Here is a 23,913-nt window from a genome sequence, read left to right as displayed (position 1 = left end):
GGTCAGCGGAGCACGCTGAGCGTGGAGTTGGCGGCGAATCCCCGGTGGGGGTCGGGCTTCGGGGTGTTCGCGCGGTACGTGCGGGGGCAGGACTACTACAACATCCTCTTCCTGGAGCGCATCAGCCTGTGGCAGTTCGGGCTTGTCTTTGAGCTGAACCCGGGCACGCGGTTGAAGACAGACAGCGAGAAGCCGCCCGGCTTCCAGTGACGTCCGGCCCAACGTGGGATAAGCACGGCGCCGACATGGACACCTCCGCCTCCCCGCGCACCGTCACTGGCCGCGTCGACGTGCATCCCCGTGGCTTCGGCTTCCTCACCGTGCAGAAGCCCGGTGCCCCCGAGGTGCTGTCCGCCTTCATCACGCCACCGGACCTGAACCCCCTCTTCGCCGGTGACATCGTCTCCGCCACCGTGACGTCCTCCGCCGAAGGCCGGTGGACCGCGTCCGGCCTGTCGCTGGTGGAGCGCTCGCGCACCGTCGTCTACGGCGAGGTCGTGGCGCGCCGGGGCACGTTCTTCCTGCGCATCGACAAGGAGGTCTCCAACACCGAGTGGCCCCTGGACCCGGGCTCCACCCCCGTCCAAGCCAATGACGCCGTCGTCGCCCGCATCGCGGACGGCAAGGTCGTCCTGCTCTACAAACTGGAACCCGGCGCCGACCGCTCCCTGGAGCGCGTCATCGCCCGCCACGGCCTGCACCGCGACTTCCCGCAGGAGGTCGTCGCCGAGGCCCTCCGCGCCCGCGAGGTTCCCCACGCGCTGGGCACCCGCCGCGACCTTCGCGCCATCCCCACCGTCACCGTGGACGCGCCCTCCACCCGCGACATCGACGACGCCATCTCCGTGCTGCCCGCGGGCCCCGACGGCGCCGTGCGCCTGCTCGTGTCCATCGCGGATGTCGGCGAGTCCGTGAAGGAGGGCAGCGCCCTGGACCTGGAAGCCCGCGCCCGCGCCACCAGCGTGTACCTGGCCGGCCGCGTGCTCCCCATGCTCCCGGAGGAGCTGTCCTCCCACTGGCTCAGCCTCGTGCCCGACCAGGAGCGCCACTGCCTCACCGTGGAGCTGAGAATCGACCCCGACGGCCGCGTCACCTCCGCGGACGTCTATGAGAGCCTCATCCGCTCCTGGGCGCGGCTGAACTACGACGAGGTCGCGGAGTTCCTCGACGACGGCACCGTGTCCCCCGCCATGGAGTCCGTGCGCGAGGCCATGCCCTGGTTCCGGCTGGCGGCGGCCCGCCTCGCCGTGTCCCGCGCGGCCCGGGGCGGCATGGTCATGTCCCGCGACGAGGCGCGCTTCACCTTCGACACCGCCACCGGCGCCGTGTCCGGCCTCTCCGGGGAGAAGGACACCTCCGCGCACGGGATGATTGAGCGCTTCATGGTCGCCGCCAATGAGGCCATCGCCATGTGGCTGATGACCCGCGGCGTGCCCACCGTGTTTCGCGTGCACGAACAGCCGGACCCGCAGCGCGTGGCGGACGTGAACGCGTTCGCGCTGCACTCGGGGTTCGCGGCGGGCTTCGGCGCGCAGCTGACGCCCCTGGCCCTGGCCGCGTTCGACCGGCAGATCTCCGGCGCGAAGGCGGAGGCCGCCCTGCGCTCCGTGCTGCGCCGCTCGCTGGGCCCGTCCCGCTACACCGTGAAGCCCGGCCCCCACTTCGGGCTCGCCGCACCCCTGTACCTGCACTTCACGTCCCCCATCCGCCGGTACGCGGACCTCGCCGTGCACCGGCTCATCAAGGCGTACCTCCAGGGCCGCCGTGACTTCGTGCACGAGGATCCCGAGGTCGAGCTGCTCTCCCAGCACATCAACCTGCGCGCCCGCTCCGCCAATCGCGCGGAGGTGGACCGCCATCACGAGCTGGAGGCCCGCTTCATGGCCACCCGCATCGGGCAGCAGTTCCCGGCGCGCATCGTGCGCGTGAAGCCCTTCGGCCTCGTCGCGCAACTGGATGGCATGTGGGTGGAGGGCATGGTGCCCGCGGACGGACTCGCCGGAGGGCCCTACCGCCCGGACGCGCGTGAACTCTCCATGGTGGGCGCCAAGCGGACCTTCACCGTGGGCATGCCGGTGAAGGTCAAGGTCGTCTCCACCGACGAACAGCTGGGCCGCGTGGAGTTCTCCCTGGTGGAGTGACGCTCAGCCCGCGAGCGGCAGGCCCTCCGTGGACTCCACGAGGGCCTTTTCACGCACCCACCCGAGCAGCCCGCTGGAGGACTTCACCAGGTACCAGACGTCGCCCCCCCTGGGCGGCACGCTCGCGGCCAGCACCTGCACCTTGGAGCCCTGCGCCGTGGTGGCCACCACCGCGGACCCGGTGCGGGCCTGCGCCAGCGGGAAGGACTTCTTCACCGTGGCCTCCACGCCCACCGCGTACAGCTCCTGCGGCACGGGGTTCAGCTTCCACGCCTTGCGGTCCAGCACGTACTTGTCCCGCCGGTGCCAGAAGCCCATCCACGTGTCCACGAGGACGATGCCGTTGCCCTTCGCCTCCGTGAGGGCCCGCACGTCGCCCAGCGGCTTCATGCCCTTGCCGTCGTAGCCGTAGAGGAAGAAGCGGTGGTCGTCGTCCACGTCGCCCACGGAGTGCACGAGCAGCTCCTTCCATTTGTCGCCCGTGTCCAGGTCCACCACGCTGAAGCCGCTCACCTCGTTGCCGGCCGCGTTGCCCTGCACCGTGGCCGCGCCGACCTTCAACGTGAACTTCCCGTCCGCCCCCGGCGTCAGCGACACCGCGTCCGGCTTGCCGTCACCGTCCAGGTCCACGTTCGCGGATTTCACGGGCGCATCGCCCTGGGCTCCCGCGGGAGCGGCGAGCAGCACGGCGGAGGACAGCACGGCCAGCAGGGATGTCTTCACGGGAGCGAACCTTGGGTCAGGCAGGGCCCCGGGCACGCGGGCCCGGAGTGCACGGAGGCGGACAGGCTAGCGGGCCGGCCCCGGCCCGGACACACCGGCCTTCACCCCGAGCGGCGGAAGCGCCCCCGGAAGTGCCGGTCGAGGAACGCCTCCGCCTGCGTCAGCGCCTCGCGGGCCTCGGGCGGAAGCGTGGAGGCCGCCGCCCGCACCTGTCGCATCGGAGCAGGCCCCCCTTGCGGTGAAGCCAGCGCCCGGGCCACGGCCTCCACCCGCGCATGGGCGGCGTCCACCACGCCCTTCGCCTCGTCCAGGGACACCTCCCCTTCCGCCAGCGCGTTCAGCAGCTGGCAGCGGTAGCGGCGGCAGGCCTCCGGGCGCTCCAGATAGGCGGTGCAGCGCCGTCCCTCCAGCGCCGCGCAGGGCTGGGGCAGGATGGTGCCACCGTCTTCTCGCGTGGTGAGAGGCAGTCCAAGTCGGGTCAGGGCCCCCGACTCGTTGGGTTGGAGCGGCACCTGGGTGAAGAGCGTGCCGTCGCAACACATGCCGCAGTGGAGACAGAGGGTGGACAGGGGCATGGCGCGCGTTCAGGGGGCCCCGCTTCCGACGGGAGACGGGGCCGTCCGGCATAACCGCTCAGAGGGGAGGGAGTCATCCCGGACGTGTTTCACGAAGGCTCACGGCCCTCCAAGGCAGGGGACGCCCCCACCACCTGACATGCGACATGCCCGGGGTGTCCGGTGTATCAGAATGAGCTGCCTTTCGTGGGTAGCGCGTGACCCGAGGATGGGACATGCATGCACCCGTCTTGGAAGGCCATGCGTCTGTCCGTGGAAGAAATTCTCCACCCGTGAGAAGCCACTCCGCGACAGTCCAAGGGTCGCTTGGTGACAAGGCCCGCCAGACCGAGTGCATGCAGGGCGAATCATCTCCACTCTGTGGGAATCCGAGTTCCCCGGGTCACCCGTAACTGGGGAGAGCACAGTTTCTTCGGACGTCGTAGGATCATGCCTCGTAGGACATCGAGGGAGCCCCCAATGCACACGGACACTCAGGACGCGCCGGCCGGCCGCGAAACCCTTCTCGGATATCGGGTGGGGACGGAGTTGAGCGCGGCGGCATCGTTTGGCGCGCACTTCTCGCCCGGGCGTCTGGTGCAGCTGTCCCTGGAGCATCTCACGCTGCACCTGGAGTCGCGCACCGTGCCCCGCAAGGGACAGGCCGCTTCGGTGGTGGTGGGTGAAGGCGAACGGTGGGCCACCGCGCTGGACGCGGAGGTCATCGGCGTCAATGACTCGCGGCCGGAAGTCAGCCTGCGCTTCGTCGCGCCGCCGCTGGACGCGGGCCGTCGCATCGTGGGGCTCCTGGAGTCGCTGCGCGACAACGGCCTGTTGCTCGCGCCGGAGACGCGGCCGGTGTGGCGCGAGCAGATCGACCGCGCGGACCGCGTGGCGCGCATCTGTGAAGCGCTCGCGTCGCGCCAGGCTCGCGGCGTGCTGCGCGGCCAGGACGGTCAGCGCGTGGAGGTCACCGCCTCCTTCTTCGAACCGCTGCAGGACATGTTCGGCTGGCGTCTGCACGGCGCGCTTCCCCCCGGCCCCTTCACCGTGGAGGCCTTCGGCTACAGCAGCGTGGTGCACCTGCAGGGAGAGGCCGCGCGCGTGGAGGGCGAGCTGCTGGTGATGCCGGTGCCCACGTCCATCGTGCGCTTCCGCCACCGCTGGCTGCGCCGCACGCAAGCCAGCCCCTCGTGCACGCTGGACTTCGACCACCCGCTCTGGCCCCAGGTGCATGTGAGCCGTGGCCTGCTCGACGTCTCCTACGAGGGCCTGTCCTTCCTCACCGAGCCCGGCGAGGACCTGATGTACCCGGGCCTGCGCCTGCCGGTGGTGGAGGTGGCGCTGGACGGCCACGCCCCGGTGCGCCTGCGCGCGGAGGTGCGCAACATCTCCAGCACGCCCAACGGCCGCCGTTGTGGCGTGTGCGTCCGTCCGCTGGACGCCGAGGGCGCCCGCGCGTGGCGCGCGCTGGTGGAGGCCCAGGCCCATCCCACCACCCAGGTGGAAGGCGACTGGAACGACTCCACCTGGAAGCTCTTCGAGCGCTCCGGCTACTTCCGCCTGCCGGGCAAGGAGCCGGTGAAGTTCACCAGCCTGCGCGAACAGTTCGACACCACGCAGGACAAGCTCCAGGAGAACCCCCGCCTGGGCTACCGCGTGGTGCGCCCCGCGGAGGACGGCATGGAGGCGACGCTGTCCGTGCTCAAGCCCTACGCCGGAAGCTGGATGGCGCACCAGCTGGCGCGGCACCAGCCGGCCAACAGCCGCTCCACCGCGCGCGAGGCGCTGCGCGACATCTACCTGCGCGGCTACGAGCCCACGCAGGCGGATCCGGAGGTGAAGTGGTTCTTCGCCTACTGCGAGGCGAACGTGCGCTGGGTGCGCTACACCAAGTTCGACTTCGCCACCTGGTACGCGCACACCGGCCAGACGTGCCTCGTGCCCTTCCGCCTCATGGAGGGCGAGGTGGACGGCACCTGGCCCGCGCCCGCCGGCATCCAGTTGGATGCGCCCACCGCCGAGGAGCGCGCGCGCTTCTTCGAGAAGGTGGCCACCACCCGTCCGGAGGCCTACCGCGAGGCGCTGGACCTGGTGCCGGAGCGCTTCGACCTGAGCGCCACGCGCACCGGCTGGGGTGAAGCGGGCCTGTCCCGCGAGCGCGAGCTGGTGGTGGCCCGTCACGAGGGCAAGGCCGTGGCGCTGGCGGTGTTCGAGTCCGCGCAGCCGGGCCTCAACCTCTTCAACGTGCTGGACGGCGTGCGCCTGGTGCCGCTGGAGGACGACGCGCGCCCGGAGGTGCAGGACGCGTTCGTGGCGCTCCTGGGCCGCGCGGCGGAGTGGTACCGCGCTCGCGACCGCAAGGTGTTCGTCCACTACGTGGAGGGTGCGTGCGTGGAGTACGCGGAGCGCGTGTCCCTGGCGGACCTGGGCGAGGGCAAGCTGTGGGTGATGTCCGCCCGACTGCTGCCGGAGTTCCTGGAGCACCTGTGCGAGTCCACCACGCCTCGCGCGTCGTGATGGGCCCCGGCTTCATGCTTCACCGCACGGCGGGCCGGGTGTGCCCCGGCCCGCGGCGGTCGGGGCTTTAGAGCCCTTCGTCGTCCGGGTCCGGGTAGGACTCCAGCTCCTCGTCCTCTTCCTCCACCGGGGCCGGGGCCTTGGCGTTGCGGCCCTTGCCGCCGCTCTTGGTGGCCTCCGCGGCCGGCAGGTCCGTGTCCGGGCCCACGACGTAGCCCTGGCGGCCCTGCTGGATGCGGCGCAACAGGCCCTCCTGCTCCAGCGCCTCCAGCAGGCGCGCGAAGGTGGAGAAGCCGTGGTCGCGCTCGTCGAAGTCGGGCTCCTTGCGGACGATGGTCTCCTTGATGAGCGACGGGTTGAGCGGGCCCGTGGCACGGCGCAGCAGGCTCTGCACGACCTCGCGAGCGATGGCCGGCACCTCCGACTTGTGCTTGCCGCCCTTGCCCTCGTGGCCTTCCTTGGCGGAGGCCTCGGCCTTGTGGCCCTTGCCCTCGTCCTTGCCACCCTTGCCGCCGCGCTTGCCGCGGCCCTCGTCCTTGTCGCCCTTGCCCTTGCCGCCGTGGTCCTTGTCCTTCCCACCGTGGGACTTGGGCCGCATGTAGATGAACTGGTCGCACGCGTTCACGAACATGCGGGAGCTGGCTTCCTTCACCGCCAGCCCGATGACGGTGCGGCCGTTCTCACGCAGCTTGTACGCCAGCGGGCAGAAGTCGCTGTCGCCGGAGCCGATGACGAAGGTGTCGATCTGCTCGCGCGCGTAGCACAGCTCCAGCGCGTCGATGACCAGGCGCATGTCCGCGCTGTTCTTGCCGGCGCGGGTGGAGGGGGGCACGTCCACCAGCTCCACGCCCACGTCGTGCAGGCGCACCTTCGCGTCCGCGAAGCGCGACCAGTCGCAGTAGGCGCGGCGGAAGACGACCTTGCCCTGCTCCAGCAGCTGGTCCAGCGCGGGCTGGAGGTCGAAGTTGTTGGAGCTGATCCCGGTGTTGGTGACCAGGTTCTCGAAGTCGATGAAGAGGGCGATGCGGTGCTGCTCGTCGGTACGTCCAGCCAAAGGTGCCTCGTATTTTTGCCGCGCTCACGCGGCGCGAGAAAAGACAGGCAGGGGGCAATCCGCGAGGGGTTGTTGGCCCGTGCGCGCTCCACCCTACTGTGTTGCCGCTCCCACGGGCACGGCCCGTGTTCTGCCGCTGAACATTCAGCGCCTCCCACCCTACGTTCACGGGTGAGCCAGGGAGCAGTGCTCCCACGCCACGGAGGTGTCACGATGATGCGCAGATTCCCCAGAGGATGGCGAGCAGTGCTGTGGAGCGCGCCCATGCTCGGCCTGTTGCTGGCCCCGGCCGTGGGCCTGACGGAACCACCCAACGTGGGCAGGGCCCAGGATTTGGGCTCGCACGAATACACCGAGCCGGCCAGCACCAGCCCCTCCAACGCGGTGGGCACCGTCCCGGACACCACCCCCTCGCGACTCACCCAGAACCTCTCCATGCGGCAAATCACTCCCGACGTGGACCGGATGCGTCAGGTGACGGGGCCGGTGGTGAAGCGGGACGGGCTGATGCTGTTCGTGCGGGACGTGTCGGGGCCGGTGGTGCCGCTGGACATGAGCGCGCTGCAGATCAACAAGCTGCCGCAGAAGGGCCAGGAGGTCGTGGCCGTCTACCAGGTGGAGGGAAAGACCAACAACGTGGCCCTCTCCCTGGATGGTGAGAAGCAGTAACAGCGCGCCCGTGGAAGGCGGGCCGCGGGCACGGGCCCTCAGTTCGCCTTCGCGCCGCGCACCTCGTCCAGCACGCTCAGGTCCACCAGTCCCGCGATGTCGTCGCTGGGAATGAAGCCCAGCTCCTTCGCGTGACGGGCGGATGTCGCGAGCGCGGCGGGCACCGGGTCCAGGCTGGGCTCCAGGCGGGAGAAGGCGTCCTGGAGCACCGGCGCCGGCAGGGGCTTCTGGGTGAGCTGGCCGAAGGCGGCGTTGGCGGACGTGGCGAAGGCGGCCGGGTCCGCGCGCCAGCGCTCGGTGAGCCTGACGTGCGTGCGAAGGAGCGCGGCGATGCGCGAGCGCTGCGTCTCCAGCACCTTCTTCGTCGTCACGACGACCGTGGTGGGGAAGCGCTTGCCCGGCCACAGGTCGCGCTCATCCACCAGGATGTGGCCTCCTCCTTCGGCCAGCATGCGCGCGCCCCAGGGCTCCGGGACCCAGGCCCCCTCGATGGCGCCCTGGAGGTACTGGCCCAGGATGTCCGGGTTGCTGATGGGAATCACCTGCACGTCGCCGCCCGCGTCCGTGGAGATGCTGAGCTTCTGGCCCTTGAGCCAGGTGCGCAGGGCGATGTCCTGGGTGTTGCCCAGCTGCGGCGTCGCCAGCTTCTTGCCCTTGAGCTCCGCGGCCGTCTTCGCGTTCTTCACCACCAGCACCGCGCCGCCGTTCACCGCGCCCGCGATGATGCGCAGCTCCCGGCCGGCCTTGAGGTACGTGTTGATGGCGGGCCCGGGCCCCACGTAGGCCACGTCCACGGAGCCCGCGACCAGCGCCTCCATGGCGGCGGGGCCCGCGTTGAACTGGCGCACCTCCACGCGGCCCATGCCGGGCTGCGAGCCGAAGAGCCCCTCGGAGTTCGCCACCAGCGCCTGCGCGTGCGTGATGTTGGGGAAGAAGGCCACGCGCAGGGGGGCGTTGGCGCCCGTGGGCGTGTCGCTCTTGCAGGAGGCGATGCCGGTCAGGACGGCGCAGAGGACAAGAAGGTGTTTCATCGGGCGCGCGGAAGGCATTGCCGTCACGCTAGCGGGCAAACCGTGCCCGGTATCAATGCCCTTGAGGGAGAAGCGTCGTGGGGCTCACACCGGGCTCAGGTGGACGTCAGACCCCACCGGCGCCGCAACCGCGTCTCCACCGTCTGGAAGAGGACGCGGTCCACGGTGATGCCGATGAGGATGATGGCCAGCATCACCGCCATCACCTGCGACACGTCCATCAACTCGCGGCCCATGGTGAGCAGCTGGCCCAGGCCGCCGGAGACGAAGAGCAGCTCACCCGCGAGCAGCGCGCGCCACGCGAAGCTCCACCCCAGCTTCAGGCCGGTGACGATGCCGGGCAGGGCGCCGGGCAGGAGCACGCCGAAGTAGAAGCGCAGGCCGCGCACGCCCAATGTCCGCGCCACGCGCGCCAGCTGCGGGTCCAGGCCGTTGACCGCGTCCTCGGTGGCGATGGAGATGCCCAGCACGCTGCCCATCACCACCACGAAGAGGATGGCGCTGTCGTTGAGGCCGAACCACAAGAGGGCCAGCGGCAGCCAGCAGATGGAGGGCAGCGCCTGCAGGCCCATCACCACGGGCTTCACCGCGTTGCGGAAGAAGGCCAGCCGCGCGATGAGCAACCCCAGCGGCACGCCCATGGCCACCGACATCAGGTAGGCGCGAAACAGCCGCCCCAGCGAGCGCGCCGTCGCGCCGCCCATCCGGCCGTCGCCGACCATGGCGATGAGCGTCTCCACCACCTCCAGCGGGCCGGGGAACAGGTGCTTGTTCCACACGCCCGCGCGGGTCAGGCCCTCCCAGAGGGCGAACAGCAGCGCGATCATCCCCAGCTTCTGCACCCACTTCAGCATGGCGGATACCTCACCGGCCGGTCACGGCACTGGGACGCGGCAGGCTGGAGGGGGTCTTCGTGCGGCGGGGCGGCACCGGCTCCAGGCGCTGGGCTTCCAACGGTGAGCCCTCCACGGCGCGCAGCCGGTGGCGGATGTCGCGGGCCATGGAATCCAGTGACGGGTCCTCCAGCGAGCGGGGCATGGGCAGGTGGATCTCCAGGTCCTCCACCACGCGGCCGGGGCGGGGCGCCATCAGCACCACGCGGGTGCCCAGCATCAGGGCCTCCTGCACGTCGTGGGTGACGAACACCACCGTCTTGCCGGAGCGCAGCCAGATGGCCTGAAGCATCTCCTGCATGTGCACGCGCGTCTGGGCGTCCAGCGCGCCGAAGGGCTCGTCCATCAGCAGCACGGTGGGGTCCACCGCGAGCGCGCGGGCCAGGCTGGCGCGCATCTTCATGCCGCCGGACAGCTCGTGCGGCAGCGAGTCCGCGAAGCCCTCCAGGCGCACGCGCTGGATGAAGGTGTCGGCGCGCTCGCGGCGCTCGGAGCGGGGAACGCCCCGGGCCCCCAGCGCGAAGGTGATGTTGCCGCGCACGGTGAGCCAGGGGAACAGCGCGGCCTCCTGGAACATCAAGAGCCGGTCCGGCCCCGGGCCCTGGATGGCCTTGCCGTCGATGGACACCGTGCCGCCGGTGGGCGCCACGTGGCCCGCCAGCGCGTAGAGCAGGGTGGACTTGCCGCAGCCGGAGGGGCCGAGCAGGCAGACGAACTCGCCCGAGCGGACGTTGAGGTTCACGTCCTGGAGCGCGACGACCTTGTTGGAGAACTGGTGACCCAACTGGGCAATGGAGATCTTCGCCCGGTCCGCGTTCACGTTGGCCGGCCGCAGCAGGCGGGGAGCCACCTTGCGCAAGCCACGCAACCGCTCGATGAGGCGTCGCACCATTCGCCACAACCTATTCATCTGCCCCGGGGTCGCATAGGCGCGTCACCGGAAGCGGGCAGGCGCCTTCCACTGTAGGACAGGTGGGGCCAGCCGCGTCGCCTGGCAGGCTGCTTCCGGAGGAGGGCGGTCCCGCTAGGGGAGGGCCGCGCGTTCCGCCTTGCGATGGGCCAGGGTGCGGGAGAGCAGCCAGAGGCTCACGGCGAGCACCAGCAGGCCCACGCCGGTGAAGGCCCCGCCCACGCGCAGCGACGCCTTGCGGTCATCCCGGAACACCGCGAGGGCGTCCGTGCGGGGACCCGCCAGGTAGCGCTGGACGCCCTGGGCGAAGGCGGTGGCCTCCGCCTCATCCTCCGTCCACTGGAAGGCGAGCGGCTGGGGGCCGGAGGCCGTCTCCAACTGGGGCCGGAAGATGGGCGCGGCGCCGCTGCGCCGGCTGCGGCTGCGGTCCACCTTCACGCCGAGGATGTCCTGGGGCGCGTAGCGGCCGACCTCCTCCTGGCCCAGCCAACTGGAGCGGGTGAGGACGCACGGGGCCTGGGGTTCGCACCGCAGGTCCATGCGCGCCATCTGGCCGAGGAAGAACACCCCCAGCACCAGGAAGGGCAGGGCGAGCATCAGGAAGGCCGTGGCACCGATGGCGGTGGCGCGACTGCGACGGTAGGGGGGCGCACGCACGGCCTGCGTCTATAGACCCGCGGGAGTCCCGGGGGGCAGTGCTTTCGCGCGCCCGGAAGCGTCGCCCTCCAGGCAGGCAGGCGGCGCGGGGTGTTCAGCGCCGGGGCCCGGGTGGAGATGGCCGGGACGGTGGAAAAGCACTTGCGACCTGGGTCGGGGGTCCGCACCCCTTGTCCAGGGACACCGCACGTCCCCAAAGGAGTCAGCCGCCCATGAAGGCCGTGGCCATCACGTTCCCCTCGCGCGAGGTGCGGGTCCTCGACGTTCCCGAGCCGCGTCTGCACTCCCCCACCGAGGTCAAGGTGCGCACGCTGGAGGTGGGCGTCTGCGGCACCGACCAGGAGATCCTCAAGGGCGACCACGGCGTGGCGCCCCAGGGCGAGGACCACCTCATCCTGGGCCACGAGTGCGTGGGCGAGGTGGTGGAGGTGGGCGCGCACGTGCAGGGCCTGAAGGTGGGGGACCTGGTGGTGCCGCGCGTGCGCAGGCCGTGTCCGCACACGCGCTGCCCAGCGTGCCGCCACGGCCATCCGGACTTCTGCGTGACGGGCGACTACACGGAGCGCGGCATCCAGGGCGCGCACGGCTTCTGCGCGGAGTTCTTCGTGGAGGACGCGGCGTACCTGCACCGCGCGGAGGATGAACTGCGCGGCGTGGCGGTGCTCACCGAGCCGCTCACCATCGCGGAGAAGGGCCTGCGCGAGCTGGTGCACATCCAGTCGCGGCTGCCCTGGAAGCCCACGCCGGGCAAGGCGCTGGTGCTGGGCGCGGGGCCGGTGGCGCAGCTGGGCGCGATGGCGCTGATGCGCGCGGGTTACGAGACGACGGTCTATTCGCGCAGCCCCAAGCCGAACGAGAAGGCCGCCGCCTCCGAGTCCATGGGCGTTCCGTATGTGTCCTCCAAGGAGGTCACGGTGGAGGCGCTGAAGCAGCGGCTGGGGGGCGGCGTGGACATCATCTACGAGGCGACGGGTGCTTCGAAGGTGGCCTTCGATTCGCTCAAGGTGCTGGAGGAGAACGGCGTGCTCATCTTCACCGGCGTGCCCGGGCGCGAGGAGCCGCTGGAGCTGCATGGCGACGAGGTGCTGGGGCAGTTGGTGCTGGGCAACCGGGTGATGTTCGGCACGGTGAACGCGTCGGACAGTGACTTCAGCGCGGCGCTGGAGGACCTGGCCCGCTTCCGCGCGCGCTGGCCGGGGAAGCTGGAGCAGCTCATCACCCAGCGCCATCCGCCGTCGGAGTTCGCGAAGGTGGTGGAGGCCAAGGGCGGCATCAAACACGTCATCACGTTCCAGGAGCATGCCCGGTGAATCCCAATTTGGACCTGAAGGGTGGCGTGGCCATCGAGGACCATGGCGTCATCGGAGACCTGCGCACCGTGGCGCTGGTGGGCCATGAGGGCACCATCGACTGGATGTGCTACCCGCACTTCGACAGCCCCAGTGTCTTCGCGGCGCTGGTGGACCCGGAGAAGGGCGGGTACTGGCGCGTGTCGCCGGAGCCGGACGGGGTGATGAAGCGCCAGTTCTACTGGCCGGACACCAACGTGCTGGTGACGCGCTTCTACACGCCGGACGGCGTGGGGGAGCTCATCGACCTGATGCCCCTGGGCAAGGGCGCTAGGGCGGAGGGGCGTGAGGTCCTGCGCCGCATCCGCGTGGTGCGCGGGCAGATGTCCTTCCGCATGGAGTGCTTCCCGGCGTTCAACTACGCGCGGGACGAACATGAGACGCACGTGGTGAACGGCGGCGCGGCCTTCGTGTCCAAGGGCCTGAGCATGCAGCTGGTCACGCCGGTGAAGCTGAAGCAGGAGGGCCGGGGCGTCGTCGCGCACTTCACGCTGAAGGAGAGCGAGTCCGCGGTCTTCACCCTGCGCGAGGGCGGGGTGGAGGGCTGCCACCACCACCTGCACACGCACGACTCCGCGGAGAAGCTCTTCCGGGACACGGTGGACTACTGGCGCCACTGGTTGTCCAAGTGCAAGTACACGGGGCGGTGGCGGGAGATGGTGCAGCGCTCGGCGCTGGCCCTGAAGCTGATGACGTTCGAGCCGTCGGGCGCCATCGTCGCGGCGCCCACGTGCAGCCTGCCGGAGTCCCCGGGGGGCACGCGCAACTGGGACTACCGCTTCTGCTGGTTGAGGGACGCGGCCTTCACCGTCTACGCGTTCATGCGCATCGGCTTCGACGAGGAGGCCGCCGCGTTCATGCGCTGGGTGGAGGCGCGGTGCGCGGAGTCCGGGGATGGGCCGCTGCCGCTGATGTTCTGTCTGGACGGCACCCCGGTGCCGAAGGAAGAGGAGCTGGAGCACCTGGCCGGCTACGGCGGCGCGAAGCCGGTGCGCATTGGCAACATGGCGTCGAAGCAGCTCCAGTTGGACATCTACGGCGAGCTGATGGACTCCGTGTATCTGTCCAACAAGTACGCGGCGCCCATCTCCTATGACTTCTGGCGGCACCTGCGCCGGCTGGTGGATTGGGTCTGCGAGAACTGGCGGATGCAGGACGAGGGCATCTGGGAGATCCGCGGCTCGCGCCGGCACTTCGTCTATTCGAAGCTGATGTGCTGGGTGGCGGTGGACCGGGCCATCCGGCTGGCGGACAAGCGCAGCCTGCCCGCGGACCGCGCGAAGTGGCTGACCACGCGCGACACCATCTTCGAGGAGATCATGGAGAAGGGCTGGTGCGCGCAGAAGGGTGCGTTCATCCAGGCCTACGGGCATGAAGCGCTGGACGCGGCGAACCTCCTGATGCCGCTGGTGTTCTTCCTGTCGCCGGTGGATCCGCGGATGCTCTCCACGCTGGACCTCATCCGCAAGCCGCCGCGCGAGGGCGGCCTCACGTCGGACGGGCTGGTGTTCCGCTACGAGGCGGACGCGAAGCTGGATGGGATTGAAGGCAGCGAAGGCACCTTCAACCTGTGCAGCTTCTGGCTGGTGGAGGCGATGACGCGCGCGAGCGCGGCCCGGCCGGACCTGCTGGACGAGGCGCGGCTCATCTTCGAGCGGATGCAGGGCTACGCGAACCACCTGGGGCTCTACGCGGAGCAGACGGGCATGTCGGGCGAGGCGCTGGGCAACTTCCCGCAGGCGCTCACGCACCTGTCGCTCATCAGCGCCGCGTACAACCTGGACAGGACGTTGGGACGCCACGATTGACGCAAGGAGACTGTTAGAGTGCGGGCACCCGCCATGTCCGACCTGTACCCGCTGCTGTTCCGCTTCGCCGTGAAGGCGGATGCCCACTACGACGTGCTCAGCCGCCGCGTGCGCAAGGGGCTGGGCATCGCCCCGCCGCTGCGCATCCTGCCGTACCGGGGCTACGGCACCCCGGAGCGCGTGGTCATCAAGGCGCGCGTGCTGGAGGAGCGCAAGGTGAAGCCCTCGCGCCAGCGGCACACGCTCTTGAGCAGCGCCGTCGCGTCCTACAAGCGCTACATGACGCGGGAGATCGCCAGCGCGCACGTGGCGGTGCGCTGGGGGGACAAGCACTGGGAGGGCACGACGGACGAGGAGGGCTTCCTGGAGCTGTGGGTGCCGCCGCCGTCGGGGGTTCGCTCGGGCTGGCACATGGTGGAGTTGGAGCTGCTGTCACCGGAGCCGGAAGGGGTCCAGCGCGTGTCGGCGCCGGTGCGGGTGGCGGGGGCGAGCGCGGAGCTGGGCGTCATCAGCGACATCGACGACACGGTCATCGCCACGGGGGTGACGGATCCGCTCAAGCGTGCGTGGGCGCTGTTCCTCACGGAGCACCGGGGGCGGCTGCCGTTCCCGGGCGTGGATGCCTTCTACGCGGCGCTCCAGGCGGGCGCGAGCGGCACGGCGGACAACCCCATCTTCTACGTCTCTAGCAGCCCGTGGAACCTCTACGAGCACCTGGACGAGTTCCTCTCCATCCACCGCATCCCCATTGGTCCGCTGCTGCTGCGCGACTGGGGCCTGTCGCGCCATGGCTTCGCGCCGGGCGGGGGCCACGGGCACAAGCTGGACAAGATTCGCGGCGTGCTGGAGACGCTGTCGCATCTGCCGTTCGTGTTGATTGGCGACAGCGGGCAGGAGGACGCGGAGCACTACCGCACCATCGTGCGCGAGTTCCCCGGCCGCATCCGCTGCGTCTACATCCGCAACGTGCCGGGGCGCTCCAAGCGCGGCGCGGAGATGGCGAGCATCGCGGAGGACATCCGCGCGGGCGGCAGCGAGCTGGTGGTGGTGGACGACACGGTGGCCGCGGCGAGGCACGCGGCCCGGGCCGGGTGGATCCGCTGGGAGGAGGTGCCGGAGGTGGAGGCACACCGCCGCGAGGACGCCGCGCGAGGTGCTCTGGGCGACCGGGGCTGAAGATTTCCAGTCACTCCGTGATGGCAAGCGTCACGGAGGCGTCACGCGGGTGTTGTCGCTTGAGGGTGGGGACGGGGGTGTGGCAGAGCGGGGCTCCCCTCGTTTCACCGCTCAAGGATGTGACCATGCTTCGACACCGGGTGCAGTTGTCCGTGCTGGCTTCCGCGCTGTGGTTGGGTGCGTGCAACGCGCCGCCTGCCCCGACGGAGGAGCCCACGCCGACGCCGGAGGCCACGCAGTCGGTGCGCTCGGTGGCGTCGCGGCTGAGCCAGATTGAACTGGAGTACGAGGGCCCGACGGCGCTGCTCGAGTCCGACATGGAGGCGGGCAACGAGGAGTGCGACACGTACAACAACTGGTGTGACGGCACGCTGGAGGTCTACAGCTTCCCGTGGACGTCCACGCAGGCGCCCACGGTGGCGGACGCGGTGGAGTCGGTGTTCGCGCTGCGGCAGGACGACCGCATCCCGTTCCGCTTCCAGGGCAACGTGCCGTTCAGCACGATGTCGCAGCAGCTCTTCTTCTTCGACGCGTTGGACCCGCACCTGTTGACGGAGCTGGGCAACGGCACGGAGCAGGTGCAGATCGCCTACTACTACGCGTCGTACCTGGTGGCCGCGGGCGCGCACGACTGGAACCACCTGTTCATCGTGCTGTTCCCCCAGTCGCACCGCGTGGCCGTGTTCAACCTCGTGAACCACGAGACCTGAGCCGTCGCGGTCAGGACCTCACGCCACCGGACGGCCACTCTGCATGTGGACCATCCGGATGGCGCGCTCCATCAGCTCGCCCTGGGCGGAGCGCTTGTCTCCGGTGGCCGGCGGAGTGCGCCGGCGCCACGTTCCGTCCGAGGCCAGCTCCCAGGAGCCGCTGGTGTCCACCATGCAGCGCTCCACCACGTCGCGCACCTGGGCGCTCAACGACGGCTCCTCCACCGGCGCCAATATCTCCACGCGGTGGTCCAGGTTGCGCGGCATCATGTCCGCGGACCCGATGTAGCAACGCGACGTCGCGCCCCGCTCGAACGAATAGATGCGCGGGTGCTCCAGGAAGCGGCCCAGGTTGGACACCACCCGGATGTGCTCCGACACGCCCGGCACCCCTGGCCTGAGGCAGCAGATGCCGCGCACGTTCAGCTCCACCTTCACCCCCGCGCGCGACGCGTCGTACAGCCCCCGGATGATGCCGGGGTCCACCAGCGCGTTCATCTTCATCAGGATGCGCGACGGCGTCTCCGGCGTGTGCGCCGCGATGGTCTTCTTGATCTCCTCCATCAGCCCTTCGCGCATGGTGAGCGGCGCCACCAACAGCTTGCGGAAGGAGCGCGGCCGGCCAAAGCCCGTCAGGAAGTTGAAGACATCCGCCACGTCCGCGCCAATGTCGGGGTCGGTCGTGAACAGCCCCAGGTCCGTGTAGAGCCGCGCCGTCTTCGGGTTGTAGTTGCCCGTGCCGATGTGCACGTAGTGCCGCACCCGCTCGCCCTCGCGCCGCACGATGAGGATGGCCTTCGCGTGGGTCTTCAGGCTGGGAATCCCATACACCACGTGCACGCCCGCCTCTTCCAGCGCGTTCGCCCAGCGGATGTTGGTGCGCTCATCGAAGCGCGCCTTCAGCTCCACCATGCACACCGCCTGCTTGCCGTGCTCCGTCGCGCGGATGAGCGCGGGCACCAGCGGTGAGCTGTCCGACGTGCGGTACACCGTCTGCTTCAGCGCCAGCACGTCCGGGTCCTCCACCGCCTCGCTCACGAAGCGCTCCACCGACGTGGTGAAGGATTCGTAGGGGTGGTGCACCAGCAGGTCCCCCCGGCGCATCGCGGACATCACCGTGCCCCCGCCGTCCGGGGACTCGTTGTCCGTGCGCAGCCGGGCCTGCGTCACCGGCGTCCACGGCGGGTCGCGCTGCTCCGTGAAGCCCGGCGTCATGGCCAGCGACATCACGTCCGCCAGGTCCAGCAGGCCGTGCTCCTCGTAGACCTGCCGGGGCTCCAGGGACAGCGCCTCCACCAGCGGCTCCAGCAGCTTCGCGCTCATCCCCGCCTGCACCTCCAGGCGGATGACGTCCCCGAAGCGGCGCTGGGAGAGCTCCGTCTCCACCGCCTTGAGCAGGTCCTCCGCATCCTCGGACACGGTGAAGTCCGCGTCGCGCGTCACGCGGAACAGGCTCCAGTTGAGCACCTCCATCCCCGGGAACAGGTCCCCCAGGTGCTGGGCGATGATCTCCTCCAGCGGCACGAAGAACGAACCCGGACCGCCCTTGAGCGGCACGAAGCGCGGCAAGATCTCCTTGGGCACCTTCACCCGCGCCACGCTCTCCTCCTCCGCCACCGGGTCGCGCAGCAGCACCGCGAGGCTCAGGGACAGGTTGGAGATGTACGGGAAGTGCCGCCCCAGCCCGATGGCCAGCGGCGTGAGCACCGGGAAGATCTGCTCGCGGAAGCGCTGATCCAACTGCGCGCGCTGATCCGCGTCCAGTTCCTTCATGGACAGGATGCGCAGGCCCTTCTCCGACAGCGCGGGCCGGAGCACCTTCTCAAAGCAGTCCGCGTGGCGGCGGCCCTGCTCCAGGATGCCCGTGTGCAGCTTGTCCAGCGTGTCGCCCGGGGACGCGCCGTCCGGCACCAGCCGCCCCACGCGCGCGGCGATCTGCTCGTGCAGCCGCGCCACGCGGATCATGAAGAACTCGTCCAGGTTGCGCGCGTAGATGGAGATGAACTTCAGCCGCTCCATGAGCTGCACTTCCGGCGCCTCCGCCAGTTGCAGCACCCGGTCGTTGAACGCGAGCCACGACAGCTCACGGTTGAAGAACAGGTCGCTGTCCGTCACCTCCGTCCCTGGCGGAACCGCGTCCCGCTCCAGGACCTTCTGGGTGACACCTTTCGCGGCGGCGCGCTTCGCCATGACGTGTGACTCCTCGAGCAGACCCGCACTCAGGATGTGCCCTCTAGCAGTCCCGAACCGGCTCGATTGTGAACTCGCACGCCTGGCCTGGAACCGGACATCCGGGCATATCCCACCCCGTCCGACCCCGGCAGCGACCGGTGAGGCAGGGGCGGTGTGGGCTTTCTTGCATCCCCTTGCATCCGGGGAGCGCGGGCGGCATTCAGAAGGCGTGAGCGCCCCTGACAGCCCCCTGCGAGTCGTCCCCGGCGATGCCCCGATGGACACGTCCCCGGCCGCCCTCTTCTCCGCCTTCCGCGAAGGGCATCAGAAGAAGCTGGGCCGCTTCAGCTTCACGTGGTTCGTGGCCGCCGCGGTGCCCCTGTTCCTGGCCGTGGGCTTCTTTTTTCTTTGGCGCACCAACGGAACGACCTTCTCCGTCATCACGCCGCACGGCATCAAGGTGGTGCGCGCGGGCATGTCCAGCCAGGAGGTGAAGGGCCTGCTGGGCTATCCGCTCACGCTCCAGAAGAAGGGCGACCAGGACTGCTACCGCTACGGCCGCCCCAACTTCCGCAACGACGTCTTCGTCGTCTACTCCGTCTGCTACGAGGAGGGGCAGGTGCGCGACGTGCTCGCCCACCAGTACTCCGCCTGGCAGGTGGACCCGACCACCGGCGCCTTCGTCGCGCCGGGGCAGGGAACGCCCGCCCCCATCCAGGAGTAGCCGGAGGGGCAGGCGGTCCGTTCGGGCTCAGCCCTGCGCGAGCCCTGCGTCGGCGCCTTCGAAGGTCACCTTCGCCAGCGTCATCACGTGCTCCACCGCGAGCAGGTGCCACGCCACGTCCATCATCTGCGCGGAGGCCGCGGGGTCGATCATCGACTCGCGAAGCTGGGCCTCGCTGATGCCGAAGGGCTCCGAGGACTCCTTGAGCAGCTCCAGCGCGACCTGCGGCGTCAGCTGCAGCTTGTCCCGCTGGGCGATGGCGCGCAGCACCAGGGCGATCTTCAGCCGGCGCTCCACGTCCTCGCGGATGCCCGGGTGGTGCAGCCAGCCGTCCAGCGCTTCCTGCTGCTCTTCCAGGCTGAAGAACTTCTGGGCCAGCGTCTCGCCCTCCATCTGCAGCCAGCGGCGGCGGATCTCCTCGTCCACCAGCGCCTTGGGCACCTGCACGTCCGTGCGCGACACCACCGTGTCCAGCACCAGGTTGCGTGCGTCCACCCAGAGCAGGTCGGCCATCTCGCCTTCCATCTCCTCCACGATGGAGCCCATGACCTCCTCGTGCGTGGCGCCGCGGCCCAGCTGCTGGAGGAACGCGTCCGACTCCGTGTCGGGCATGCGCACCTCGCGCGCGGCCTTCACGTCCACCAGGAAGCGCGCCGGCATGCCGCGAAGCTGCTCCGCCGGGTAGTCGTCCGGCAGGATGAGGCCCACCTCCACGCTGTCGCCCACGCTGGCCTCGGCGATGACCTCCGAGAAGCCGGGCAGCATCAGCTGGGGCGCCAGCTCCATCCAGTAGCCCATGCGCGTGCTCAGCGGGATGAGCCGGCCGTTGGCGTAGCCCAGGATGTCCAGCTGCACGTCGTCGCCCATGGCCAGCGCTTCACCCTCGGCGCGCTGACGGACCTCCGCCTTGGCCCGCGCCAGCTCATGGAAGCGCTCCAGCAGGTCCTCTTCCGTGAGGTCCTCGCCCGCGGGAACCCGGACGTCCAGGTTCTCCAGCGAGGGGGGCTTCACCTCCGGCAGGTCCGCCTGATGGCCCAGACCGGGGGCGACCGGCAGGCGCTGCACCAGCTGCTGCACGGGGGCCTGCGCCGGGGAGGCGAGGGGCTCCGGAGGCTTGCTGGTGGAGCCCGCCGGCTTCTTCGCCGGGGTGGAGGAGGCGGACGCCTTGGCGCCCTGCGACTTCGTGGAGGAGGCAGGACCGGACGCCTTGGCGCCCGGCGACTTCTCGGAAGGGGTCTTCTTGCTGGCCACCGGTGGGCCTCCTGGCAGATAGCGACCGTGGTCCCAGATGGGATTGAAACGAGCGCGTCTCACCCGGTGGTGCCTAGCAGAAAACCGGCCTCCGGTGACAACCCCGGACGAACTGTCCGGGGGTCGGACCGGGTACGACGACTACCCGAACAGGCCGCCGACGAAGCTGGAGACGGCGGAGACGGCGGCGCCCACCTGGCTGACCACCGGGATGTTGGTGGCGGCGGCGATGGAGCCCACGGCGGTGATGACGCTCGTGACCTTCTTGGTGGTGCTGGCGTTCGGGTCACGCACGGTGGAGACCGCGTTGGCCGTGTCGAAGGCGGCGATGGCGATGTTGGCACCCGGCGCGAAGCGGCCGGCGGCCTTGGCCAGCGTCCCACCCGCGGCCTTGGCGGCGGCGGTCGCACCGGCCTTGGCGGCGGCCTTGCCACCCTCCGTCAGCGCGGCGCGGGCGGCGGCGCGGGAAGCCGTGCCGGTGATGACCTTGGCGGCGACGCCGCTCTCCTTCACGGCCGCGCTCACCGCGGTGCGCACGCCGCTCTTGATGGCCTGGCTGGTGCCACCCTCGAAGGCGGCCTTGGCGGCGGCGCCCGCGGCGGCACGCGCCAGCTTGGGACCCGCGTTCGGGACGGCGGCCTTGAAGGCGCTGCTGGCGGCCTTGTAGGAGCTGCCGAACTTCTGCACGTCACGGGCGATCTCCAGCCCGCCCTTGACGGTGCTGACCGCGCCCTTGCCGGCGGTGGCGACGGAGCCGAGCGCCTTGTTCCAGTCCTCGCTGCTGCCGCTGCGCACCGCGTTGCGCACGTCGCTGATGGCCGTGCCCGTCTGGCCCACGAGCTTCGCGGCGCTGGTCAGCGTGCCGAGCGCCTTGCCCGCGATGCCGAGCTTGCCCTTCAGGTCGAGCTTCGTCTTCGGGTCGGTCGCCTTGGACACCAGCTTGTCGACGTTGCCCTTCAGCGTCGCCTTGAAGCCGTCCGTCTTCAGGCTCTTGACGTTGTCGAAGCCGTCCTTCACGGCCGTCTTCACCTTCGTGAAGGTGTCGTAGCCCTTCTTCGCCTGCGTCCCGATGTCCTTCGCCGCCTTGATGGGGTCCTGCTTCACCTGGCGGATGGTGTTGCTGACGGTGCGGCGGGCGCTGTCGATGAGGCTCATTTGCGGGCTCCCTCGTGGAGATTCGAGGAAATGGGATTTGGAAAAGCGATGACTGCTGTGCGGGGATTATCGCCTCCACCCACGATCAGTTGCGTAGCACCCCCACAAAGCCCGGGAATGTGGTTGTGCGTCATCAGGAAATGTGCGCCCGGGTCGGTCCCGGACATGCACATCAGGAGCTTGCCCCACACATCATTGACCCGATGCGTCAGCGGCAGTCCCGGTCGGCGCCGTCCGCCGCGCCGTCCGCGTCGTCCTGGCAGTGGCCGGCCTCGGAGTCGGACGCCTCCGTGATGTGGAGGGTGTAGCGGATGGGGGTGTCCTTCTCCGGGTGGGCCATGCCGTCCACCACCACCAGCACCGTCTGGCCCTGGGCCAGGGTGAGCTTCAGCGCCGGGGCGCTCTTCGCGATGGGGCGGGGGTGGGAGGCGCAGCCCAGCTCCACGCCCCGGCAGCCGGTGAGGACGTAGAGGGCGTTGCCGGCGGCGTTCGCGTCGTCGCCGGGCGAGGTGTCGAAGACGTAGGTGCCGGCCCGGGGCGCCGTCCACAGGTGGGCCCGGTCCTGCTGGAGCAGCGCGCCGCAGGTGCCCTGGAAGCCGTCGCCCGAGCCCGCGGTCTCCCCCTGGAAGGTGACGGGCAGCGCGCTGCCCAGGTCGTGGTGCGCGCAGCCCTGGCCCTTGCAGCCGGGCTCTTCACGGCACTCGGTGTCCGCGCAGTCCACCCAGCGGTCGCCGTCGTTGTCCATGTCGTCGAAGCAGGCGCCGGCCTCGCTGGCGCGCAGCGCGTCGATGTGCAGCTCGAAGAAGCCCTGGGTGAACGGCCCTCCGGCCGCCGCGTCCACCGTCACCAGGACCTGCTGCCCCTTCGTCAGAGGCACCGCCACCCGCGCGCCGCCGCCGTAGCTGATGCCGCCCGTGGCGCACGCCAGCTCCGCGCCGCCGCAGCCGCCCGCGTACACCGCGAGGATGGAGCGCACCGCCGAACGGGCCGTGTCGAAGGTGAAGGTGTCCGTCCGGGGCGCCGTCCACAGGTAGCCCCGGTCCGGTGCCCCCGCGCCCCCGCATGAGGCGGCGTGGTCGTCGTTGGCCTCCACGGTGGAGCCCCGCACCGTGGCGGGGAGGGCGCTGCCCAGGTCCCGGTCCGCGCACACGGGATTGGAGGTGGCGCACACGTTGGGGACATCCGTGCCGCCGCATGTCTCCGGCGCGGTGCAGCTTCCACACGACAGGGTGCCGCCGCAGCCGTCCGCCACCGTGCCGCACGTCTTGCCGAGCACCTGACAGGTTTCGGGCCTGCACGCGGCCGCCCCGCACACGTTGGGGGTGCCGCCCCCGCCGCACCGGCTGCCGTCCGGACATGCGCCGCACGACAGGGTGCCGCCGCAGCCGTCCGCCACGGTGCCGCAGTCCTTGCCCAGCGAGGCGCAGGTGGCCGGCGTGCACGCGGCCCTCCCGCACACGTTGTCCACGCCCGCGCCGCCGCACGTCTCCGGCGCGGTGCAGCCGCCGCACTCCAGCACCGCGCCGCAGCCGTCGGACACGCGGCCGCAATTCCGGCCCAGGGCCTCGCAGGTGACGGGCACGCAGGTGCCGGGGCCGCAGACATTGGCCTTCCCCGCCCCGCCGCACGTCGCCTCCGCCGTGCACGCGCCGCACTCCAGGATGCCGCCGCAGCCGTCCAGCACCTCGCCACAGTCCCGGCCCAGCACGGCGCAGGTGGCGGCCAGGCACGCGGCCTGTCCGCAGACGTTGGCCACGCCGCTTCCGCCGCACGCGAGTCCCGGCCCGCACGCGCCGCACTCCAGGACGCCGCCGCAGCCGTCGGACACCGGGCCGCAGTCCTTGCCCAGGGCCTCGCAGGTGGCGGGCGTGCACGCGGCGTGGCCGCACACGTTGGCGGCGCCGCCCCCGCCGCATGTCTCCTCCGGTCCGCAGGCGCCGCACTCCAGGACGCCGCCGCAGCCGTCCGCCACCTGGCCGCAGTCCTTGCCCAGGGCCTCGCAGGGGGTGGGGACACACGCCGGCGGTGCACAGACATGGGGCACGCCGCTTCCGCCGCAGACCTCCGGGGCCGCGCACGTGCCGCACGAAAGGGTGCCGCCACAGCCATCCGGGACGGCGCCGCAGGTGGCCCCCAGGGCTTCGCAGGTGGAGGGGGTGCACGGCGCGGGGCCGCAGACGTTGGGCACGCCGCCCCCGCCGCAGGCCTGTCCCTCCGCGCACGGGCCGCAGTGCAGCGTGCCGCCACACCCGTCCACGGCGATGCCGCAGTCCAGGCCCTGGGACTCGCACGTCATGGGCAGGCAGAGGGTGGTGGAGGGCAGCAGCCGGAACGACGCGTCGTAGGGCTGCGTCGGGCCGCAGGCCACCCACAGCCCCAGCAACGCCACCCAGACCCCCGCACCGCGTCCGCTCCC

At 70.6% G+C, this 23,913-nt stretch carries 19 protein-coding genes and 1 pseudogene; 9 read left to right on the top strand and 11 right to left on the bottom strand.

What is annotated here, in order from left to right; genetic code table 11:
* Window positions 1-210 (top strand): annotated as a pseudogene (locus tag D7X74_RS21695) (hypothetical protein); the annotation flags it as partial.
* A 35-nt stretch (window positions 211-245) separates the two neighbouring features.
* Window positions 246-2,141, top strand: a complete 1,896-nt coding sequence (locus tag D7X74_RS21690; RefSeq protein WP_120534902.1) for a ribonuclease R family protein — start codon at window positions 246-248, stop codon at window positions 2,139-2,141.
* A 3-nt stretch (window positions 2,142-2,144) separates the two neighbouring features.
* On the opposite strand, the gene D7X74_RS21685 is transcribed toward D7X74_RS21690, so the two are convergent.
* Both D7X74_RS21685 and D7X74_RS21680 read right to left on the bottom strand, forming a co-directional pair.
* A complete protein-coding gene (locus D7X74_RS21685) occupies window positions 2,145-2,864 on the bottom strand; it encodes a hypothetical protein (protein ID WP_233602192.1) in 720 nt (239 codons plus the stop codon).
* A gap of 101 nt (window positions 2,865-2,965) precedes the next feature.
* Complete coding sequence (locus D7X74_RS21680) at window positions 2,966-3,439, bottom strand: YkgJ family cysteine cluster protein (protein WP_120534899.1); 474 nt, start codon at window positions 3,437-3,439, stop codon at window positions 2,966-2,968.
* A gap of 459 nt (window positions 3,440-3,898) precedes the next feature.
* Between D7X74_RS21680 and D7X74_RS21675 the strand changes: the two genes are divergently transcribed.
* A complete protein-coding gene (locus D7X74_RS21675; RefSeq protein WP_120534898.1) occupies window positions 3,899-5,938 on the top strand; it encodes a PilZ domain-containing protein in 2,040 nt (679 codons plus the stop codon).
* A gap of 67 nt (window positions 5,939-6,005) precedes the next feature.
* Here the strand turns inward: D7X74_RS21675 and D7X74_RS21670 are convergent, their stop codons facing one another.
* On the bottom strand, window positions 6,006-6,992 hold the full coding sequence (locus tag D7X74_RS21670; protein ID WP_120534897.1) for an NYN domain-containing protein: 987 nt from the start codon (window positions 6,990-6,992) through the stop codon (window positions 6,006-6,008).
* A gap of 264 nt (window positions 6,993-7,256) precedes the next feature.
* Between D7X74_RS21670 and D7X74_RS21665 the strand changes: the two genes are divergently transcribed.
* A complete protein-coding gene (locus D7X74_RS21665) occupies window positions 7,257-7,661 on the top strand; it encodes a hypothetical protein (RefSeq protein ID WP_147444375.1) in 405 nt (134 codons plus the stop codon).
* 38 nt (window positions 7,662-7,699) lie between these two features.
* Here D7X74_RS21665 and D7X74_RS21660 read toward each other — a convergent pair whose 3' ends face one another.
* The 4 genes from D7X74_RS21660 to D7X74_RS21645 all read right to left on the bottom strand — a co-directional run bounded on the left by D7X74_RS21660 (window position 7,700) and on the right by D7X74_RS21645 (window position 11,152).
* Window positions 7,700-8,710: an ABC transporter substrate-binding protein gene (locus D7X74_RS21660; RefSeq protein WP_120534895.1), complete on the bottom strand. Its 1,011-nt coding sequence runs from the start codon at window positions 8,708-8,710 to the stop codon at window positions 7,700-7,702.
* 77 nt (window positions 8,711-8,787) lie between these two features.
* Entirely contained in the window at window positions 8,788-9,546 is a 759-nt protein-coding gene (locus D7X74_RS21655; protein ID WP_120534894.1) for an ABC transporter permease, read from the bottom strand.
* 10 nt (window positions 9,547-9,556) lie between these two features.
* Window positions 9,557-10,477 carry an ABC transporter ATP-binding protein gene (locus D7X74_RS21650; RefSeq protein WP_120534893.1) on the bottom strand — a complete coding sequence of 307 codons (921 nt, stop codon included), beginning with the start codon at window positions 10,475-10,477 and terminating at the stop codon, window positions 9,557-9,559.
* Between the two features lie 132 nt (window positions 10,478-10,609).
* A complete protein-coding gene (locus tag D7X74_RS21645; protein ID WP_120534892.1) occupies window positions 10,610-11,152 on the bottom strand; it encodes a hypothetical protein in 543 nt (180 codons plus the stop codon).
* A 212-nt stretch (window positions 11,153-11,364) separates the two neighbouring features.
* On the opposite strand from D7X74_RS21645, the gene D7X74_RS21640 reads away from it, so the two are divergent.
* From D7X74_RS21640 to D7X74_RS21625, 4 genes are all read left to right on the top strand, one after another.
* Window positions 11,365-12,462: a glucose 1-dehydrogenase gene (locus tag D7X74_RS21640; RefSeq protein WP_120534891.1), complete on the top strand. Its 1,098-nt coding sequence runs from the start codon at window positions 11,365-11,367 to the stop codon at window positions 12,460-12,462.
* The gene (locus D7X74_RS21635; protein ID WP_120534890.1) at window positions 12,459-14,309 is read left to right on the top strand and encodes a glycoside hydrolase family 15 protein; all 1,851 of its coding nucleotides are present in this window, start codon (window positions 12,459-12,461) and stop codon (window positions 14,307-14,309) included. Before D7X74_RS21640 ends, D7X74_RS21635 begins: the two co-directional genes overlap by 4 nt.
* A gap of 33 nt (window positions 14,310-14,342) precedes the next feature.
* Window positions 14,343-15,485, top strand: a complete 1,143-nt coding sequence (locus D7X74_RS21630) for an App1 family protein (RefSeq protein ID WP_120534889.1) — start codon at window positions 14,343-14,345, stop codon at window positions 15,483-15,485.
* A gap of 125 nt (window positions 15,486-15,610) precedes the next feature.
* The gene (locus D7X74_RS21625; protein WP_120534888.1) at window positions 15,611-16,195 is read left to right on the top strand and encodes a hypothetical protein; all 585 of its coding nucleotides are present in this window, start codon (window positions 15,611-15,613) and stop codon (window positions 16,193-16,195) included.
* An 18-nt stretch (window positions 16,196-16,213) separates the two neighbouring features.
* Here the strand turns inward: D7X74_RS21625 and ppk1 are convergent, their stop codons facing one another.
* On the bottom strand, window positions 16,214-18,385 hold the full coding sequence (gene ppk1 / locus D7X74_RS21620) for a polyphosphate kinase 1 (protein WP_120534887.1): 2,172 nt from the start codon (window positions 18,383-18,385) through the stop codon (window positions 16,214-16,216).
* A 211-nt stretch (window positions 18,386-18,596) separates the two neighbouring features.
* Here ppk1 and D7X74_RS21615 point away from each other — a divergent pair, with 211 nt between their 5' ends.
* On the top strand, window positions 18,597-19,091 hold the full coding sequence (locus D7X74_RS21615; RefSeq protein ID WP_147446642.1) for a hypothetical protein: 495 nt from the start codon (window positions 18,597-18,599) through the stop codon (window positions 19,089-19,091).
* Window positions 19,092-19,118: 27 nt separating this feature from the next.
* On the opposite strand, the gene D7X74_RS21610 is transcribed toward D7X74_RS21615, so the two are convergent.
* The 3 genes from D7X74_RS21610 to D7X74_RS21600 form a co-directional block, all read right to left on the bottom strand.
* The gene (locus D7X74_RS21610; RefSeq protein WP_120534885.1) at window positions 19,119-20,342 is read right to left on the bottom strand and encodes a peptidylprolyl isomerase; all 1,224 of its coding nucleotides are present in this window, start codon (window positions 20,340-20,342) and stop codon (window positions 19,119-19,121) included.
* A gap of 141 nt (window positions 20,343-20,483) precedes the next feature.
* Window positions 20,484-21,497: a hypothetical protein gene (locus D7X74_RS21605; protein ID WP_120534884.1), complete on the bottom strand. Its 1,014-nt coding sequence runs from the start codon at window positions 21,495-21,497 to the stop codon at window positions 20,484-20,486.
* A 208-nt stretch (window positions 21,498-21,705) separates the two neighbouring features.
* Window positions 21,706-23,913, bottom strand: a 2,208-nt coding sequence (locus tag D7X74_RS21600; RefSeq protein WP_233602191.1) for a tryptophan synthase alpha chain, incomplete at its 5' end; no start/stop codon positions are given.

Source organism: Corallococcus sp. CA047B (assembly GCF_003612065.1).
GTDB lineage: Bacteria > Myxococcota > Myxococcia > Myxococcales > Myxococcaceae > Corallococcus > Corallococcus praedator.
Note: the sequence above shows the minus strand (reverse complement) of the source record. Positions and strands in the feature narration are given on the sequence as shown.

Coding starts and splice junctions, on each gene's coding strand:
- D7X74_RS21690 (WP_120534902.1), top strand. CDS start 246: ATGGACACCTCCGCCTCCCCGCGCACCGTCACTGGCCGCGTCGACGTG.
- D7X74_RS21680 (WP_120534899.1), bottom strand. CDS start 3,439: ATGCCCCTGTCCACCCTCTGTCTCCACTGCGGCATGTGTTGCGACGGC.
- D7X74_RS21675 (WP_120534898.1), top strand. CDS start 3,899: ATGCACACGGACACTCAGGACGCGCCGGCCGGCCGCGAAACCCTTCTC.
- D7X74_RS21665 (WP_147444375.1), top strand. CDS start 7,257: ATGCTCGGCCTGTTGCTGGCCCCGGCCGTGGGCCTGACGGAACCACCC.
- D7X74_RS21660 (WP_120534895.1), bottom strand. CDS start 8,710: ATGCCTTCCGCGCGCCCGATGAAACACCTTCTTGTCCTCTGCGCCGTC.
- D7X74_RS21655 (WP_120534894.1), bottom strand. CDS start 9,546: ATGCTGAAGTGGGTGCAGAAGCTGGGGATGATCGCGCTGCTGTTCGCC.
- D7X74_RS21650 (WP_120534893.1), bottom strand. CDS start 10,477: ATGGTGCGACGCCTCATCGAGCGGTTGCGTGGCTTGCGCAAGGTGGCT.
- D7X74_RS21640 (WP_120534891.1), top strand. CDS start 11,365: ATGAAGGCCGTGGCCATCACGTTCCCCTCGCGCGAGGTGCGGGTCCTC.
- D7X74_RS21630 (WP_120534889.1), top strand. CDS start 14,343: ATGTCCGACCTGTACCCGCTGCTGTTCCGCTTCGCCGTGAAGGCGGAT.
- D7X74_RS21625 (WP_120534888.1), top strand. CDS start 15,611: ATGCTTCGACACCGGGTGCAGTTGTCCGTGCTGGCTTCCGCGCTGTGG.
- ppk1 (WP_120534887.1), bottom strand. CDS start 18,385: ATGGCGAAGCGCGCCGCCGCGAAAGGTGTCACCCAGAAGGTCCTGGAG.
- D7X74_RS21605 (WP_120534884.1), bottom strand. CDS start 21,497: ATGAGCCTCATCGACAGCGCCCGCCGCACCGTCAGCAACACCATCCGC.